13 protein-coding genes are annotated in these 16,096 nt (G+C 69.4%); 10 read left to right on the top strand and 3 right to left on the bottom strand.

Features of this window, described 5'->3' with window-relative positions:
* The 8 genes from carB to ACTHL9_RS15955 form a co-directional block, all read left to right on the top strand.
* A partial coding sequence (gene carB, locus ACTHL9_RS15990; RefSeq protein WP_440520272.1) for a carbamoyl-phosphate synthase large subunit occupies positions 1–2,685 on the top strand: 2,685 nt, incomplete at its 5' end.
* On the top strand, positions 2,678–3,538 hold the full coding sequence (gene pyrF, locus ACTHL9_RS15985; RefSeq protein WP_440520271.1) for an orotidine-5'-phosphate decarboxylase: 861 nt from the start codon (positions 2,678–2,680) through the stop codon (positions 3,536–3,538). The genes carB and pyrF, both read left to right, overlap by 8 nt.
* 104 nt (positions 3,539–3,642) lie before the next feature.
* Positions 3,643–3,960, top strand: coding sequence for an integration host factor, actinobacterial type (gene mihF, locus ACTHL9_RS15980; RefSeq protein ID WP_440520270.1), 318 nt, complete (start codon positions 3,643–3,645; stop codon positions 3,958–3,960).
* 47 nt (positions 3,961–4,007) lie between these two features.
* On the top strand, positions 4,008–4,598 hold the full coding sequence (gmk, locus tag ACTHL9_RS15975) for a guanylate kinase (RefSeq protein ID WP_440520269.1): 591 nt from the start codon (positions 4,008–4,010) through the stop codon (positions 4,596–4,598).
* A gap of 39 nt (positions 4,599–4,637) precedes the next feature.
* Positions 4,638–4,913 (top strand): DNA-directed RNA polymerase subunit omega, encoded by a 276-nt coding sequence (gene rpoZ, locus ACTHL9_RS15970; RefSeq protein ID WP_138418888.1) that lies wholly within the window; start codon positions 4,638–4,640, stop codon positions 4,911–4,913.
* Between the two features lie 13 nt (positions 4,914–4,926).
* Positions 4,927–6,174: a bifunctional phosphopantothenoylcysteine decarboxylase/phosphopantothenate--cysteine ligase CoaBC gene (gene coaBC, locus ACTHL9_RS15965; RefSeq protein WP_440520268.1), complete on the top strand. Its 1,248-nt coding sequence runs from the start codon at positions 4,927–4,929 to the stop codon at positions 6,172–6,174.
* Positions 6,175–6,218: 44 nt separating this feature from the next.
* Positions 6,219–7,451, top strand: a complete 1,233-nt coding sequence (gene metK / locus ACTHL9_RS15960) for a methionine adenosyltransferase (RefSeq protein ID WP_440520267.1) — start codon at positions 6,219–6,221, stop codon at positions 7,449–7,451.
* Positions 7,451–9,565, top strand: coding sequence for a primosomal protein N' (locus tag ACTHL9_RS15955; protein ID WP_440520266.1), 2,115 nt, complete (start codon positions 7,451–7,453; stop codon positions 9,563–9,565). The genes metK and ACTHL9_RS15955 overlap by 1 nt, the downstream gene beginning before the upstream one ends.
* On the opposite strand, the gene ACTHL9_RS15950 is transcribed toward ACTHL9_RS15955, so the two are convergent.
* From ACTHL9_RS15950 to ACTHL9_RS15940, 3 genes are read right to left on the bottom strand one after another with little or no spacing between them, the layout of a single operon-like run.
* A complete protein-coding gene (locus ACTHL9_RS15950) occupies positions 9,537–10,646 on the bottom strand; it encodes a glycosyltransferase family 4 protein (protein WP_440520265.1) in 1,110 nt (369 codons plus the stop codon). The two genes, ACTHL9_RS15955 and ACTHL9_RS15950, sit on opposite strands and share 29 nt — an antisense overlap.
* Positions 10,643–11,584, bottom strand: a complete 942-nt coding sequence (locus ACTHL9_RS15945) for an alpha/beta fold hydrolase (RefSeq protein ID WP_440520264.1) — start codon at positions 11,582–11,584, stop codon at positions 10,643–10,645. The genes ACTHL9_RS15950 and ACTHL9_RS15945 overlap by 4 nt, the downstream gene beginning before the upstream one ends.
* A gap of 44 nt (positions 11,585–11,628) precedes the next feature.
* Positions 11,629–12,654, bottom strand: a complete 1,026-nt coding sequence (locus tag ACTHL9_RS15940; protein ID WP_440520263.1) for a sugar-binding transcriptional regulator — start codon at positions 12,652–12,654, stop codon at positions 11,629–11,631.
* Positions 12,655–12,714: 60 nt separating this feature from the next.
* On the opposite strand from ACTHL9_RS15940, the gene ACTHL9_RS15935 reads away from it, so the two are divergent.
* Positions 12,715–14,499 carry a glycerol-3-phosphate dehydrogenase/oxidase gene (locus tag ACTHL9_RS15935; protein WP_440520262.1) on the top strand — a complete coding sequence of 595 codons (1,785 nt, stop codon included), beginning with the start codon at positions 12,715–12,717 and terminating at the stop codon, positions 14,497–14,499.
* On the top strand, positions 14,492–16,009 hold the full coding sequence (gene glpK, locus ACTHL9_RS15930; RefSeq protein WP_440520261.1) for a glycerol kinase GlpK: 1,518 nt from the start codon (positions 14,492–14,494) through the stop codon (positions 16,007–16,009). Before ACTHL9_RS15935 ends, glpK begins: the two co-directional genes overlap by 8 nt.
* Positions 16,010–16,096 lie beyond the last annotated feature (87 nt).

Raw genomic sequence — 16,096 nt, 5'->3', positions numbered from 1 at the left:
GAGCTCGAGATGATGCGCGACAAGAACGACAACGTCGTGGTCGTGTGCTCGATCGAGAACTTCGACCCGGTCGGCGTCCACACCGGTGATTCAATTACCGTGGCCCCCGCCCTGACCCTCACCGACCGCGAGTACCAGAAGCTCCGGGATGTGGCGATCGCCGTCATCCGCGAGGTCGGCGTGGACACCGGCGGCTGCAACATCCAGTTCGCGGTCGACCCGAAGACCGGTCGCGTGATCGTCATCGAGATGAACCCTCGTGTCTCGCGCTCCTCTGCGCTTGCCTCGAAGGCCACTGGCTTCGCGATCGCGAAGATCGCCACGAAGCTGTCGCTCGGCTACACGCTCGACGAGATCCCGAACGACATCACGCAGAAGACGCCGGCGAGCTTCGAGCCGACGCTGGACTACGTCGTCGTCAAGGTGCCGCGCTTCGCCTTCGAGAAGTTCCCGGCCGCGGACCCCACGCTCACCACGACGATGAAGAGCGTGGGCGAGGCCATGGCCCTCGGCCGCAACTTCACCGAGGCGCTCCAGAAGGCTCTGCGCTCGCTCGAGCAGCGCGGCGCGCAGCTCGACTTCGCTGCGGTGCCTGAGTACGAGGTGCCCGAGCTGGTCGAGCAGGCCAAGCGGCCGACGACGGACCGCCTCAAGCAGGTCCAGCGCGCCCTCCTCGGCGGTTCCAGCATCGAGGACCTGTACGCCGCGACCGGCATCGACCCGTGGTTCCTCGACCAGCTCCAGCTCCTGAACGAGATCGCTGCCGAGATCAAGGCCGCCCCCGCCCTCACCGAGGACATCCTGCGCCTCGCGAAGCGGCACGGCTTCTCCGACGAGCAGATCGGTGCGCTCACGCACCACTCCGAGGACGTGGTCCGCGGAGTCCGCCAGGCGCTCGGCGTGCGCCCCGTCTACAAGACCGTCGACACCTGCGCGGCGGAGTTCGCCGCCTACACGCCCTACCACTACTCGTCCTACGACGAGGAGGACGAGGTCGGCCTGCATGCGAAGCCGTCGATCGTGATCCTCGGCTCGGGCCCCAACCGGATCGGCCAGGGCATCGAGTTCGACTACTCGTGCGTCCACGCCTCGATGGCGCTGCGCAAGGCGGGCTACGAGACGGTTATGGTGAACTGCAACCCCGAGACCGTCTCCACCGACTATGACATCTCGACGCGCCTCTACTTCGAGCCGCTCACGCTCGAGGATGTGCTCGAGGTTATCGCGGCCGAAGAGCGCACGGGCGGCGTCATGGGCGTCTTCGTGCAGCTGGGCGGCCAGACCCCGCTCAAGCTCGCGCAGCAGCTCGCCGACGCGGGCGTGCCGATCCTCGGGACGTCGCCGGAGGCGATCGACCTCGCCGAGCACCGCGGCGCCTTCGCGAAGGTGCTCGACGACGCCGGCCTCATCTCGCCGAAGAACGGCACTGCCGTCTCGTTCGACGAGGCGAAGCGCATCGCCGACGAGATCGGCTACCCGGTCCTCGTCCGCCCGTCCTACGTTCTCGGCGGCCGCGGCATGGAGATCGTCTACGACGAGCCGAACCTGCACCGCTACATCGAGAACGCGACGGAGATCACGCCGGACCACCCGGTGCTCATCGACCGCTTCCTCGAGGACGCCGTCGAGATCGACGTCGACGCGCTCTACGACGGCCGCGAACTGTACCTCGGCGGGGTCATGGAGCACATCGAGGAGGCCGGCATCCACTCGGGCGACTCGGCGTGCGTCCTGCCGCCGGTGACCCTCGGCGAGAACGTCCTCGAACGGGTCCGGAAGGCAACGCAGGCGATCGCCGAAGGCGTGGGTGTGCGCGGTCTCATCAACATCCAGTTCGCCCTCGCAGCGGACGTGCTCTACGTTCTCGAGGCCAACCCCCGCGCGTCCCGCACCGTGCCGTTCGTCTCGAAGGCGACCGGCGTGCAGCTCGCGAAGGCCGCGGCCCTCATCGGGACGGGCGTGACGATCCATCAGCTCCGCACGGCGTACCACATGCTCCCCGAGACTGGGGACGGCGCGGCGATCAACCCGAACGCCGCCGTCGCCGTCAAGGAGGCGGTCCTGCCGTTCAGTCGCTTCCGCACACCGGAGGGGACCGTCGTCGACAGCCTGCTCGGCCCCGAGATGCGGTCCACCGGCGAGGTCATGGGCATCGACAAGCACTTCGACACGGCGTTCGCTAAGAGCCAGGCAGGCGCCAACAACGCGCTGCCCACCTCCGGTCGAGTCTTCGTCTCGGTCGCAAACCGCGACAAGCGCTCGGTGATCCTCGGCGTCAAGAAGCTCGCGGACCTCGGCTTCGAGATCGTCTCCACCGGTGGCACCGCCGCCGTCCTGCGCCGCAACGGCATCCAGGCGACGGTCGTGCGCAAGGTGGGCGAGGGCGCGGCCGACGGCCAGGGCACGATCGTGGACCTCATCAACGACGGCCAGATCGACATGGTCTTCAACACCCCCTCCGGCGGCGCCGCTCGGGGTGACGGCTACGAGATCCGCGCCGCCGCGACGTCGAACGGCAAGCCCTGCATCACCACGGTCGCCGAGTTCAACTTCGCGGTCCTGGCCATCGAGGCCATGCGGCAGTTCGAGTGGAGCGTGACAAGCCTTCAGGAGCACGAGGCACGGCTTCGGGAACCCCAGGCCGAGGGCGCCGACGCCGGAGCTGCGGAGCCGGCAGGTGTCTGAGAAGCCGAACCGCGCACTGAATCGCACACCCTTCGGTGCCAGGCTCGCCCAAGCCATGGGGGAGCGGGGCCCGCTGTGCGTGGGCATCGACCCGCACCCCGCGCTCCTGGAGCGCTGGGAACTCGCGGACGACGTCGCCGGGCTGCGGCGCTTCTCCCTCGCCGTCGTCGACGCAGTCGCGGACCTCGCCGCGGCGCTCAAGCCGCAGGTCGCACTGTACGAGCGGCACGGCGCTGCCGGCCTCGCGGTGCTTGAAGAGGTCCTGGCGGCGTCCGCCGCGGCGGGCATCCTGAGCATTGCCGACGCGAAGCGGGGAGACATCGGCTCGACCATGGCCGCGTACGCGGACGCGTGGCTCGGAGACCGCTCCCCGCTCGCCGCAGATGCGGTCACATTGAGCCCGTATCTGGGCTTCGAGTCGCTCCGCCCGGCCCTTGACTTGGCGGCTGCGACCGGTAGGGGCGCTTTCGTGCTCGCCCTCACGTCGAATCCCGAAGGCGCGTCGGTCCAGCACACGGGCGGCGCGCACTCGGTGGCGAAGGGCGTGTGCGAAGCTGCCGCAGCCGAGAACGCGAGGTACGCGGAGGAAGCCCTCGGCAGCGTGGGGCTCGTGGTCGGAGCGACGGTGGGGGACGCCGTCGGCCGTCTGGGACTCGACCTTGCCGCGATGGGCGGACCCATCCTCGCTCCCGGGCTCGGCGCTCAGGGGGCGTCCGGCGCCCAGCTCCGGTCGACCTTCGGCGAGGCCTATCCCCGCGTGCTGGGTACCTCCAGCAGGGACATCCTCGGGGGCGGACCGAGCCGGGATGGCCTCCGAGGGCGCGCGGAGCGAACGCTCGCCGAGCTCTCCTGAGCCAAGGTCCCACAAGGCTCGGGCATTGCCACGCAACGGCTCGGCGGGCTAGGTTCGCATGTATCCGCGTGGGGGTGCGCGCGACGCGATTGTGGGAGGCGAGCATGGGACTCAACCCCCTGACCTCTGAAGAACGCAGCCGGGCAGTGTCGAAGGCCACGGCCGCCCGCGCACGCCGGGCCGAGGCAAAGCTGGCCCTCAAAGCGGGCCGGCTGAGCCTCAGCGAGCTGTTCCGGCAAGCCGAGCAGGACGAGGCGCTGGCACGGCTCAAAGTGACCGAACTGCTCGAGTCCTTCCATGGAATCGGGCCCGTGCGCTCTATCGCCATCCTCGAGCAGCTCGGCATCGCGGCGAGTCGGCGTCTGCGCGGGCTCGGCGTGCACCAGCGGCGAGCGCTGATAGATTTTCTCGAAGCGGACTAACGATTCTCAGGCGCCTCAGGCGCCGCCGGAAGGAGCAACGGGCTGGCGTGGAGAGCACAAAGCACACGGGATTGACCGTCCTCGCAGGCCCTACCGCAGTGGGCAAGGGCACAGTGTCGACGTACATTCGCGACACCTACCCGGAAGTCTGGCTCTCCGTCTCCGCCACGACCCGTCCGCCCCGTCCCGGCGAGCAGGAGGGCGTGCACTACTACTTCAAGTCGCCCGAGGAGTTCGACCGGCTCATCGAAGAAGGGTCGTTCCTCGAATGGGCCGCGGTGCATGGGAAGAACCGCTACGGGACCCTGCGTGCCTCGGTCGAACGCGCGATCGCGGAGGGCAAGGCGGTGCTGCTCGAGATCGATCTGCAGGGCGCGCGACAGGTCAAGGCAGCCATGCCGGACGCGCGCTTCGTCTTTCTCGCGCCTCCCAGCTGGGAGGAAATGGTGCGACGGCTCGTGGGCCGCGGCACCGAATCGCCGGAGGAACAGCAGGCCCGTCTGGAAACGGCTAAAATAGAACTCGCTGCCGAGCCGGAGTTTGACCACACCGTGGTCAATGACGATGTCCGGCGCGCGGCAGACGAGCTTGTTTCACTCATGGGCCTGACCCCGCACGCACGCCAAACGGCGCGCTGAGGGCTGTTCGGGCCAACCGCCAGTGCATTGGAGAATGACGTGACGTCGAACCCCGAAGGAATCATCAACCCGCCGATCGATGATCTGCTGACCAAGTCGGACTCGAAGTACGGGCTCGTGATCTTCGGGGCCAAGCGCGCCCGCCAGATCAACGCCTACTACGCCCAGCTCCACGAGGGCCTCTTCGAATACGTGGGCCCGCTGGTGGACACGAAGCTCAACGAGAAGCCCCTGTCGATCGCCCTGCGCGAGATCAACGACGGCCTTCTGGTGGCGCGCCGCGCCGAGGGCGAGTCCGAGACCCAGCAGGACTGAGGCCCGGGCCCGCGTGCGCGTCGTCCTGGGTGTCGGGGGCGGGATCGCCGCCTACAAGGCGGCCTCGCTCCTGCGGCTGTTCACGGAGGCCGGCCACGACGTGACGGCTGTCCCGACCGAGGCCGCGCTCTCCTTCGTGGGCAAGGCAACGTGGGAGGCGCTCTCGGGGAAGGCTGTTCGGACAGGTGTATTCGAGGCCGTCGAGACGGTGAATCATGTGCGCCTAGGCCACGAGGCCGAGCTCATTGTGGTCGCCCCTGCCACGGCTGACCTGCTCGCGCGCGCTGCGGGCGGGCACGCCGATGACCTCCTCACCAACGCGCTCCTCACGGCGCGCTGCCCGGTCCTCATGGCGCCCGCCATGCACACGGAGATGTGGCGGCACGCTGCCACCCAGGCGAACGTCGCGACGCTCCGTTCCCGTGGCGTTGCCGTGATGGAACCCGCCGAGGGGCGCCTCACAGGGAAGGACAGCGGCCCCGGCCGGCTTCCCGAGCCCGAGGAGATCTTCGCCGAGGCGCTGCGCCTGATCGCCGAAGGCTCGGCCCCAACGGACGACGGCGGCCGCGCGCCCGAGGAGGGACCGCTCGCCGGGCGTCGGGTCCTCGTCTCCGCGGGCGGGACTCGCGAGGCGATCGACCCGGTGCGCTTCCTGGGCAACCGTTCGTCCGGGAAACAGGGCGTGGCCATCGCGCGGGCCGCTCTTCGCGCCGGCGCAAGCGTAACGCTGGTGGCGGCCCATCTCGAGGTTGCGCCTCCGGCGGGGGTCGAGCTCGTCTCCGTCGAGTCCGCCCTCGAGCTGCACGCTGAGATGGTGGAGCGCGCATCGGCCGTGGACGGCATCGTCATGGCGGCCGCCGTGGCGGACTTCCGTCCCGCCCGGCCCCAGCAGTCCAAGATCAAGAAGCGCGACGGCGTCCCCGATGCCCCGATCGCCCTCGTCCGGAACCCGGACATCCTCGTCGACCTGGTGCGCCAACGCGACAGCGCGGGCGGCCACCAGATCATCGTCGGCTTCGCGGCCGAGACGGGCGATGAGGGCGCGAAGGTCCTCGACTACGGCCGCGCCAAGCTCGAGCGCAAGGGCTGCGAGCTCATCGTGGTGAACGAGGTCGGGACCGACCGGGTGTTCGGCCAGGACGAGAACTCCGTGACGATCCTCGCGAAGGACGGTGCCGAGCCACAGCATGTGGCGGGAAGCAAGGACGAGGTGGCTGACGCCGTCGTCCTCCGCCTTGCCCGCGCGCTTGACGCCCGGTGACCACGCGCCCCGGCCCGCTGCCGGGCAGGAAGTAGAGTATTCCAGTGACCCATGCTCCCCACGGCGCCGGACTCCCGGCCGACACGACAGCCCTGCGGCTCTTCACCTCTGAGTCCGTCACCGAAGGGCATCCGGACAAGATCTGCGACCAGATCAGTGACGCGATTCTCGATGCGCTCCTGGCTGCCGATCCGGAGTCGAAGGTCGCTGTCGAGACGATGGCGACCACGGGGCTCGTGCACGTTGCGGGCGAGGTAACCACGGACGCGTACGTCGAGATCCCGCAGATCGTGCGCAATACCATCCTCGGCATCGGCTACGACTCGTCGGCGAATGGTTTCGACGGTGCCCGCTGCGGTGTGTCCGTCTCGATCGGCCAACAGTCCTCGGACATCTTCGATGGCGTCTTCAATTCCCTCGAATCCCGCGAGGGGACGCTCGAGGACGAATACGACCGCCAGGGCGCCGGCGACCAGGGCATCATGTTCGGCTACGCGAGCGACGAGACTCCGTCCTACATGCCCACGCCCATCTGGCTCGCGCACCGCCTCTCGGAGAAGCTCACCGAGGTGCGCAAGAGCGGCGAGCTGCCGTACCTGCGGCCCGATGGCAAGACGCAGGTGACCGTAGGCTACGACGGCGATCGCCCAGTATCCGTCGAGACCGTCGTGATCTCGAGTCAGCACGCCGAGGGCACTCAGCTCGCGCAGCTGCGGGCGGACCTCGCGGACCATGTGATCGCCCCAGTGCTGGCGGCGAGCCAGCTTGATTCCTCCCATGTCCGCAGCATCCTGAACCCTGCCGGACCGTTCATTATCGGAGGCCCGGTCGGGGACGCGGGGCTCACCGGGCGCAAGATCATCGTCGACACCTATGGCGGATTCTCGCGCCACGGCGGCGGGGCGTTCTCGGGCAAGGATCCGTCGAAGGTGGACCGCTCCGCGGCGTACGCCATGCGGTGGGTGGCGAAGAACGTGGTGGCTGCGGGGCTGGCGCGCCGGGCCGAGATCCAGATCGCGTATGCCATCGGCCAAGCGCGCCCCGTAGGGATCTACGTGGAGACGTTCGGCACGGAGAGCGTGGACCCGCTCCGCATCAGCGCCGCGATCAACGAGATCTTCGACCTGCGGCCGCGGGCGATCATCGACGCGCTCGACCTCAAGCGCCCGATCTACGCCAAGACCGCGGCCCACGGCCACTTCGGCCGGGACGAGCCCGACTTCACCTGGGAGCGGCTCGACCGGGTCCAGGATCTCAAGGACTTCTTCAACGACTGATGAGCGCCAGCGGCTCCGGTTCGGGCCCCAAGGGCGTCGCCCAGCCGTCGCTCCTGCTCGGCTTCCCTGAACCGGAGCTGCCGAGGAGCACGCCGGTGGCGGCGCGCGAGCTTCCGGTCGCGCGGGTGTGCGTGGAGTCGCCACTCCCGCAGCTGGACCGGCTCTTCGACTACCTCGTTCCGGAGGACCTTTCGGAGGCGGCGCAGCCTGGGGTCCGCGTGCGCGTGCGCATCGCGGGCCAAGAGCACGCGGGGTTCATCATCGAGCGAACCGAGTCGTCGGACGCGGGGGTCGCCCTCCAGCCGCTCGGAAAGGTGGTCTCGCCCGCCGTCGTGCTGACGCCCGCCGTCGTCCGGGCGGCACGCGCCGTGGCCGAACGCTGGGCGGGGGCCCTTGGCGACGTCCTGCGGTTCGCGGTGCCGCCGCGCGCCGCCCGCGTGGAAGCCGAGTATCTCGACGAGCTCGCGGCCCCCGGGCCGCACGATCCGAAGCCTCTCGAAGCCAGCCAAGGAGACGAAGCGGCGGGAGCGGAGGAGTCCTCCGCTTGGGCGGGCCTGCAGCGTGGACCTGCGTTCCTCCGGCACCTCGCTGCCGGCCGGAGCGTGCGAGCCTCGCTTGAGGCGGTCGAGGGCTACGGGCCCAGCGGCTGGCCAGCGCTCGTCGCGGAGGCCGCGCGCAGGGCCCACCGGTCCGGTCGGGGAGTGCTCGTCATCGTGCCGGATCGGCGCGATCTGGACCGCGTCCTCGCGGCCCTCGGCGAGGCCCTGCCCGGGGAGCCCGTGGTGCGTCTCTCGGCCGAGGACGGTCCCACCAAGCGCTACCGGGCATTCCTCGACCTCCTCTCGGGACGGGCGAGGGTCGCCGTCGGAACCCGAGGCGCCGCTCTGGCCCCGGTGCGGAACCTCGGCCTCGTGGTGTGCTGGGATGACGGCGACGACCTGCACGCCGAGCCCCGCGCCCCCTATTTTCATGCAAGGGAAGTGTGCCTTCTCCGCGCGGAACTCGACGGCGCTGCGCTCCTCCTTGCGGGCCACGCAGTGTCGCCGGAGACCCAGCGGCTGGTCGAGAGCGGCTGGCTCCAGCGGATCGCCGCCTCGAGGGCCGAGCTTCGGAGTCGACTGCCTCGTGCCGTGAGCACGGCGGACAGCTTTGAAAGCGCCCGGGACCCGTATGCGCGCATCGCCAGGCTGCCGCACGCCGCATGGCAGCTCGCGAGGGAAGCACTGGGTCGGGGGCCGGTCCTCGTGCAGGTGGCCCGGGCTGGCTATGCGCCCTCGCTGGCCTGCGAGCGGTGCCGCGAACCGGCGAGATGCGCCGTATGTGCGGGGCCGCTCGCGGAGTCGGCTTCCGGCGGGCGGAGGACCACTGGATGCCGATGGTGCGGGACCCCTGCGGGGAGCTGGTCGTGCCCGCATTGTGGGGGCCAGTCGCTTCGGAGGACGGCGGTGGGCGCGTTGCGAACCGCCGAGGAGCTGGGGCGTGCGTTCCCCGGGGCGGTCGTGGTGACGTCATCGGGCGACCAGGTCAGGGCCGAGGTCCCGGACACGGCCGCGCTCGTGGTAGCCACGGTCGGAGCGGAGCCCATTGCGCCCTCGGGCTATGCCGCGGCCCTGCTGCTCGACGGCGACTCGCTGCTGGGACGTGAGAGCCTGCGGGCGGGCGAGGAGGCGCTCCGCCGATGGCTCAACGCGGCCGCCCTTGTGAGGCCCGCGGCGGACGGCGGCAGGGTAGTCATCACGGCAAGCGAGCACGAGGCGGTTTCAGCGTTCGTGAGGTGGGATCCTTCCGGTTTCGCGGCGCGCGAGCTCGGCCTCCGGCGATCGTTGGGCCTGCCACCGGCGGTCCGAGTTGCCTCGGTCACCGGAACGCGGACGGCGGTCGAGGGCTTCGCCCAGGCCAGCGCCGGGATCTTCGGGCGGCCGGGCGTGCGCAGTGCGGGTCCCGTGCCGCTCTCCGGCGCGACGTCATCGGCGTCCTGGAGGCTCTTGGCCTTCTTCCCGGTCGCAGACGGCCCCGAAGTGGCGCGGGGCCTTCGCGCGGCGCGCATCTCCCAGGCGGCTCGGCGCGGATCCGAGCCCGTGCAGCTCAGGCTCGACGGAACCGATCTGATCTAAGGCGACGTTGGCCGAACAGCTCAATGGCCTCTTCGGCTGCTTCCAACAGTGCCTCCGCCGACTGATCCCAGCTGAACTTCGCCGCCTGCGCCACGGCGGCCCGCGAGGCCTCGCCCCAGCTCCCGGGAAGCTCGAGCTCGTGGACGGCCGCCGCGAACTCGTCGGGGGAGTCCGGATCGACGAAGCGCGCGCCGTCGCCGCCGACCTCCCGGAAGATCGGGATGTCGCTCGCGATGACCGGCGTTCCGAGGGACATCGCCTCGACGAGGGGCAAGCCGTAGCCCTCGGACCGGGAAAGGCTCACCAGGGCCGTCGCTTCCCGCAGCAGCGCCTCGTACTCCTCTTCGCTGACTCCGCCGTGGAAGACGACTTGCGCCTCGGGGGGCACGAGGGATTCGAGTTCCTGGCGTCGGGCGGGGGAGATGCGGCTGAGGAGGTGCAGGGTGTAGTCGGGCAGCGAGCCCATGGCCGCGATCACGGTCTCGACGTTCTTGTAGGGCATGAAGGAGCCCATGTAGATGAGGTTGTGTGCGGGTGCCCTCATCGGGTCCCGAGCCTCCCGGGCACCCTGAGGCGCGTTGCCCACGATGCGGACCGGCCGCCTGGTGAGCCTCTTCTCCGCCATGAGCCACTTGGTCGTATGGCTCACCGTCGCGACAACGTCGGCCCGGTCGAGGAGGAGCCGCTGCGGCCAGTAGGCCTTGTGGTACAGGCGCCAGAGGACTCGGACCGGTGCGGGCAGGAAACCGGGCGGTTCGGGGTGCTCGTAGTAGATGAGGTCGTGGAGCGTCAGGATGAGGGGGTAGCGGCGTCCCCAGGTTCCCATCGTCTGCATGGGGCAGAAGACCGCGTCCGGTTCGAGGCCGTTGACGCGGGCCGCGATGAACAGCTCGGCGGGCGAGAGGGGGCTGGACACCTTGACGTGGGGCACGTCGGGAAGGAGGGCGAGCTGCCGCTCGTCGTTGATCAGCATGGCCGTCTCGGTGCGGGCCGCGACGGCTTCGATGAGGCTCGCCCCGTACCGGCTGATGCCGTCGTGGTGGTCGGTGCGGGTGAACCGGGCGTCGACAAGGAGCCTCATCGGGCACCTCCCTCGGCGAGGAAGGCGCGGATCGCGTCGGCGGCCGGCTTCGGGGTTTCGTAGTGGATCAGATGTCCGACGCCGGGGATCACCGTGAGCCGCGAATCCGGCAGGCGGTCGTGGAAGGCGCGGACAGCGGGCAGGGGCGCAACTTCGTCGCGGTCGCCGGCGATGAGGAGCACGGGGAGTGCGAGGCGGTCTCCGGCCTCCGCGGCGGTGTGGGAGATCGAGGCCCTGAAGGCCTCGAGGAGCAGCTCGCGGTTCGCGAAGCGCGAAAAGTAAGCCGCGTGCTGGCCGTGGACGAAGCTGCGGAGCGCCCCGTCGCGCGTCTTCGCCATGGCCTCGCTCATGAGACGCACGACGGCGGGATGCCGCAGGAGTGCGGATCCGGTCCTTTCGGGGAGGCGGGCTCCCGCCCGGTAGTACGCGACCGCCAATCGGCTGAGCACGCCCTTCGGCCCTTCGAGCGCGGGCGCGGAAATGGGATTGACGAGGATGAGGCGCGAGAACCGCTCGGGGTTCTCCGCGCAGAAGTGGGCCGCGACGATCGAGCCGAAGGAATGGCCCAGCAGCACGGTATCGCCGGCAAGACCCAGGGTCTCGGCCAGTTCGCCGAGCCACGCGGCGTAGCCTTCGATGTCATGGTGGCCCGCAAGGGGCTCCGAGTCCCCGAAGCCGGGCAGGTCGGGCATGATCACCCGGACCTCTGGAAGCTGGTCGACGATCCGGAGGAGCCCGTGATGCGTGCCCCTGAACCCATGCACCGCGAGGATTGTGGGCGCGGTCGCATGCGCGCCCGCAGGCTCGTAAGTGAAGACGGCGGTCTGCGAACCGAGGACTTCGACGGCAGTCCGGCGTTCTCGCTGCGCCAGCATGGGCGAGAGGAATTCGGGGTGGCCCGCGGACCCCTTGGGAGCGGTCGCCGCCTTGGAAGTCATGGCTTCGACTCTACCGGCAGGCACCGACTCTGCCGTTCAGGCGCTCAGGCCTCCAGAGCCAAGAGCGAGCGGGCCGTGGACTCGTCGACGATGAGCACCGTCACGAGACGGGCGTTGAGCGCTCCTCGACGCGCCCGGGCCTTCGAGGGACCCGAGACGACGCAGAAACGGTGCTCGACGGAGCGGATCAGCCCATGCTCGGGACCCGTGGAACGGTCGTTAAGTGCGATCCCGCTGGCGCTTCCGTCCTCGCGGAAGAAGACGGTCGCGACGTCTCCCACAACCCTTTCGCGGGCGAGGGAACGGAGATCAGCAGCGTCGAGGTAGCCGCCCGTGTAGACGTGGCTCGGGATGTCGGAGTGGAGGGACCCCACGCCGAACACGGCCACGGACATGCGCTCTTGGACGTCGAGGACGCGGCGCACGCTCCGTTCCTGCCACATGAGCCGCTTTGTCTCGGCGCGGTCGAAGAAGGCCGGCACCGGGAATTCCTCGACCGCCGCGTCGTAGGCCGAGGCGAACCGCCTCATGATCTCGCTCGCGTACCCGAGGCCCATCGTCTGCGTGTTCGCGGCGCCGTTGAGCTGGACAACGGTGCTCCCGTGGGTCGCCTTCCGGTTCAGGTAGCGGCTCATCGATGTGAGGGTGGAACCCCAGGCCACGCCGACCACGGAATTGGATGTCACGAGCGGTGTCAGGGTTCGGGCGGCGTACATGGCGACCCGATCCCGGGTCTCCGCCTCGTTGAGGTTCGAGGCGTGCGGGACGACGTGAGCGCGGACGCCGTAGCGCTCCGTGATGGCCGATTCGAGCTCGGCGGAGGACTCGAGGGGGTTCCAGATCTGGATCTGGACCAGGCCCGTCTCCCGCGCGAAGGCCAGGAGCCGCGAGACCGTGGAGCGTGAGGTACGGAGCTCGCGGGCGATCGCGTCCATGGTGAGGTCCTGGAGGTAGTAGAGCTGTGCGGCCAGGAGCGCCTCGCGCTGCTTCCTCGCGCCGGAGGGAGGACCGGGAGATTGTGCGGATTGTCCGTCGTCAGCTGACGGGAAGGGGGGTGCAGCCGCGCTCATGCAGCCCATTTTTGCACGTTCGTGCAGCAGCCTTGAACTTTCTTCTCAGCCCTTCCGAGAATGGTTCCATCCCGACATCCACAGGAGGAACCCGTGCCCGCTGACCCTGCGATCCGCCCCATCGTCGATTCCCTGCGGGGGCGTCCTCGCGCCCATGTGCTGATCATCGGGGGAGGAATCAACGGTGTGGGAACCTTCCGCGACCTCGCACTGCAGGGAATCGACGTGGCGCTCGTCGAGCGCGGAGACTACTGCCAGGGAGCCTCGGGGGCGTCGTCGCACATGATCCACGGCGGGATTCGGTACCTCGAGAACGGCGAGTTCCGGCTGGTCCACGAGTCCGTCGTCGAACGCAATCGCCTCCTGCGGATCGCGCCCCATTATGTCAAGCCGCTTCAGACCACCATCCCCGTCTTCAGCACGTTCTCCGGCCTCCTCAACGCGCCGCGGCGGTTCCTCACCCACCGCTCGGGCAAACCCCAAGAGCGTGGCGCACTGCTCATCAAGCTCGGGCTCTCCCTCTACGATGCGTTCTCGCGTGAGGGCCGCAGCGTGCCACGGCACCGCTTCGTGGGCCGCAAGCGCTCGCTCCGCGAGCTCCCTCGCCTCCGGCCTGACGTCAAGTACACGGCGACCTACTTCGACGCCTCGGTGCACAACCCGGAGAGGCTGACCCTCGACGTGCTGCGCGACGGGCTTGCGACCGGCGCCGGAGCGCAGGCGGCGAACTACGTGAGCGCGGTGGGAATGCACGACGGCGTTGTGCGGCTGCGCGATGAGCTCACCGGCGAGGAATTCGACTTCGCTGCCGACGTCGTCGTCAATGCCACAGGCGCGTGGACGGATCGCACCAACGGGTCCCTTGGCGCACCGACCCGCTACATGGGCGGCACGAAGGGCTCGCACATCGTGCTGGATGCGCCGGAACTCCTCGCCGCGACGGGCGGGCGTGAGATCTTCTTTGAGCACACCGACGGGCGGATCGTCCTGATCTACCCCATCGGGGACCGCGTCCTCGTGGGCACCACCGACGTCGACGCGGGCGAAGACCTCGAACCCGTGTGCACCGACCAGGAGATCGAGTACTTCTTCGACCTGATCCAGCACGTCTTCCCGGGACTCCGCGTGACGCGCGAGCAGATCGTGTACACGTTCTCCGGCGTCCGCCCCCTTCCCCGGCACGACGCAACCGCTCCCGGCTTCGTCTCGCGGGACTATCGGATCGAGCGCTCGGCCCCCTCGGGTCACCACCCCGTGGTCCTCAGCCTCATCGGCGGGAAGTGGACTACCTTCCGGGCCCTGTCGGAGCATCTGGCAGACCGTGTGCTGGGCGAACTCGGGCGCGAGCGCATGGTCAGCACCAATAACCTGCCCATCGGAGGAGGCGCCGCCTATCCGCGCGGCCCCGAGGCCCGCGAGCGATGGCTGGCCGAGCACGCCTCCGGGGACAGCGCGACGGCCATGGATCCGGCGCGCGCGGAGGTCCTCCTCGAACGCTACGGCACTCGCGCGCAGGACGTGATGGCGTTCCTCCGCAAGGGCGACGACCGGCTGCTCGAGAGCACTGCCGAGCTCAGCGTGCGCGAGCTGGCGTACATGGCCGAGCACGAGCAGATCGGGCACCTCATCGACGTGCTAATCCGCCGAACCTCCCTCGCCTTCCGCGGGCTCGTCACCCTCGACGTCGTTCGCGAGATCGCTCAGGAGCTCGCGCCGTTCCTCGGATGGGACGGCGAGCTGGTATCCGCCGAGGTCGACGACGCCCTGAGGACTCTGGCCCTCTCTCACAGCGCCCATGCGGATACGCTCGGGTATGTCCGACCCGAAGGAGCCGTGAATGTCTGAGAAGTACGTCATCGCCATCGACCAGGGCACCACGAGCACCCGGGCGATCGTCTTCGACCACGCGGGTTCGATCGTGTCCAGGGGACAGCTCGAACACCGCCAGCTCTTCCCGCAGGCGGGCTGGGTGGAGCACAACGCCAAGGAAATCTGGGACAACACCCGCGAGGCGATCGGGCAAGCCCTCTCGAAGGCGAACCTAACGCGCCACGATATTGCCGCCGTCGGCATCACCAATCAGCGGGAGACCGCCGTCGTCTGGGACCGGACCACGGGAGAGCCGGTGTACAACGCGATCGTCTGGCAGGACACCCGCACGCAGGCGATCGTCGACGAGCTCGCTGCAGACGGCGGGGTGGACCGGTTCAAAGGCACGGTCGGCCTCCCGCTCGCGACCTACTTCTCCGGCACCAAGATCAGCTGGATCCTCGACAACGTCCCGGGCGCACGCGACAAGGCGGAGGCGGGGGACCTGCTCTTCGGGAACACCGACTCGTGGGTCCTGTGGAATCTGACGGGCGGGGTGGAGGGAGGAATCCACGTCACCGACGTGACGAATGCCTCTCGCACGCTCTTCATGGACCTTGAGACGCTGACCTGGGACCGGGACATCCTGAAGGCCTTCCGCGTCCCGGAGTCGATGATGCCCGAGATCCGGTCGTCGTCGGAGGTCTACGGCCACGTCCACACGTCGCAACTGCTCCGCGAGGTGCCCATCGCCGGGATCCTCGGGGACCAGCAGGCGGCGACGTTCGGCCAGGCGGCGTTTGGTCCCGGCGAGGCCAAGAACACCTACGGCACGGGCTGCTTCCTCATCTTCAACACGGGGGAGGAGATCGTCCGCTCCACGAACGGCCTGCTGACCACGGTCGGGTATCGGCTCGGAGACGCCAAGCCCCACTACGCTCTCGAGGGGTCGATCGCCGTCACCGGCTCTCTGATCCAGTGGCTCCGCGACAACCTGGGCATCATCCGCACCGCCCCCGAGGTCGAGGACCTCGCCCTGTCGGTCGAGGACAACGGCGGCGTGTACGTGGTGCCCGCGTTCTCTGGTCTGTTCGCGCCCTACTGGCGCCCCGACGCGCGCGGAGCGATTGTGGGCCTGACGCGGTTTGCCAACAAGGGGCACATCGCCCGAGCCGCCCTTGAGGCGACAGCCTTCCAGACGCGCGAAGTCCTCGAGGCGGTCAACGCCGACGCCGGCGTGCCGCTGACCGAGCTCAAGGTCGACGGCGGAATGGTCGCCAACGACGCGCTCATGCAGTTCCAGGCGGACATCCTTGGGGTCGACGTGGTCCGGCCGAAGGTCATCGAGACGACCGCGCTCGGCGCCGCCTACGCGGCGGGCTTGGCGGTCGGCTTCTGGAATGATCTCGGGGAACTCGCTGCCAACTGGCGCGAGGACCGGCGCTGGAGCCCCACGATGGACGCGGCCGAGCGCGACCGCCAGATGCGCCTGTGGAAGAAGGCCGTCACGAAGTCGATGGACTGGGTTGACGACGACGTGCACTGAGACGCGGTCCCCCTCGTTGGGGCGGCCAGGGCGCGGCGTGTGGGACCCGGGGCCCAGCCGCGCCCCACCGGGCGGCGCCCGGGGGGG

The sequence above is a fragment of the Sinomonas sp. genome (assembly GCF_051955515.1).
In the GTDB taxonomy this organism is placed as follows: domain Bacteria; phylum Actinomycetota; class Actinomycetes; order Actinomycetales; family Micrococcaceae; genus Sinomonas.
This window is presented reverse-complemented; position numbering and strand designations above follow the sequence as displayed.

What these genes read in the sequence shown, in the direction of transcription:
- ACTHL9_RS15950 (WP_440520265.1), bottom strand. Translation starts at nt 10,646, where the DNA reads ATGAGGCTCCTTGTCGACGCCCGGTTCACCCGCACCGACCACCACGAC.
- ACTHL9_RS15940 (WP_440520263.1), bottom strand. Translation starts at nt 12,654, where the DNA reads ATGAGCGCGGCTGCACCCCCCTTCCCGTCAGCTGACGACGGACAATCC.
- ACTHL9_RS15945 (WP_440520264.1), bottom strand. Translation starts at nt 11,584, where the DNA reads ATGACTTCCAAGGCGGCGACCGCTCCCAAGGGGTCCGCGGGCCACCCC.
- mihF (WP_440520270.1), top strand. Translation starts at nt 3,643, where the DNA reads ATGGGACTCAACCCCCTGACCTCTGAAGAACGCAGCCGGGCAGTGTCG.
- ACTHL9_RS15935 (WP_440520262.1), top strand. Translation starts at nt 12,715, where the DNA reads ATGGTTCCATCCCGACATCCACAGGAGGAACCCGTGCCCGCTGACCCT.
- ACTHL9_RS15955 (WP_440520266.1), top strand. Translation starts at nt 7,451, where the DNA reads ATGAGCGCCAGCGGCTCCGGTTCGGGCCCCAAGGGCGTCGCCCAGCCG.
- glpK (WP_440520261.1), top strand. Translation starts at nt 14,492, where the DNA reads ATGTCTGAGAAGTACGTCATCGCCATCGACCAGGGCACCACGAGCACC.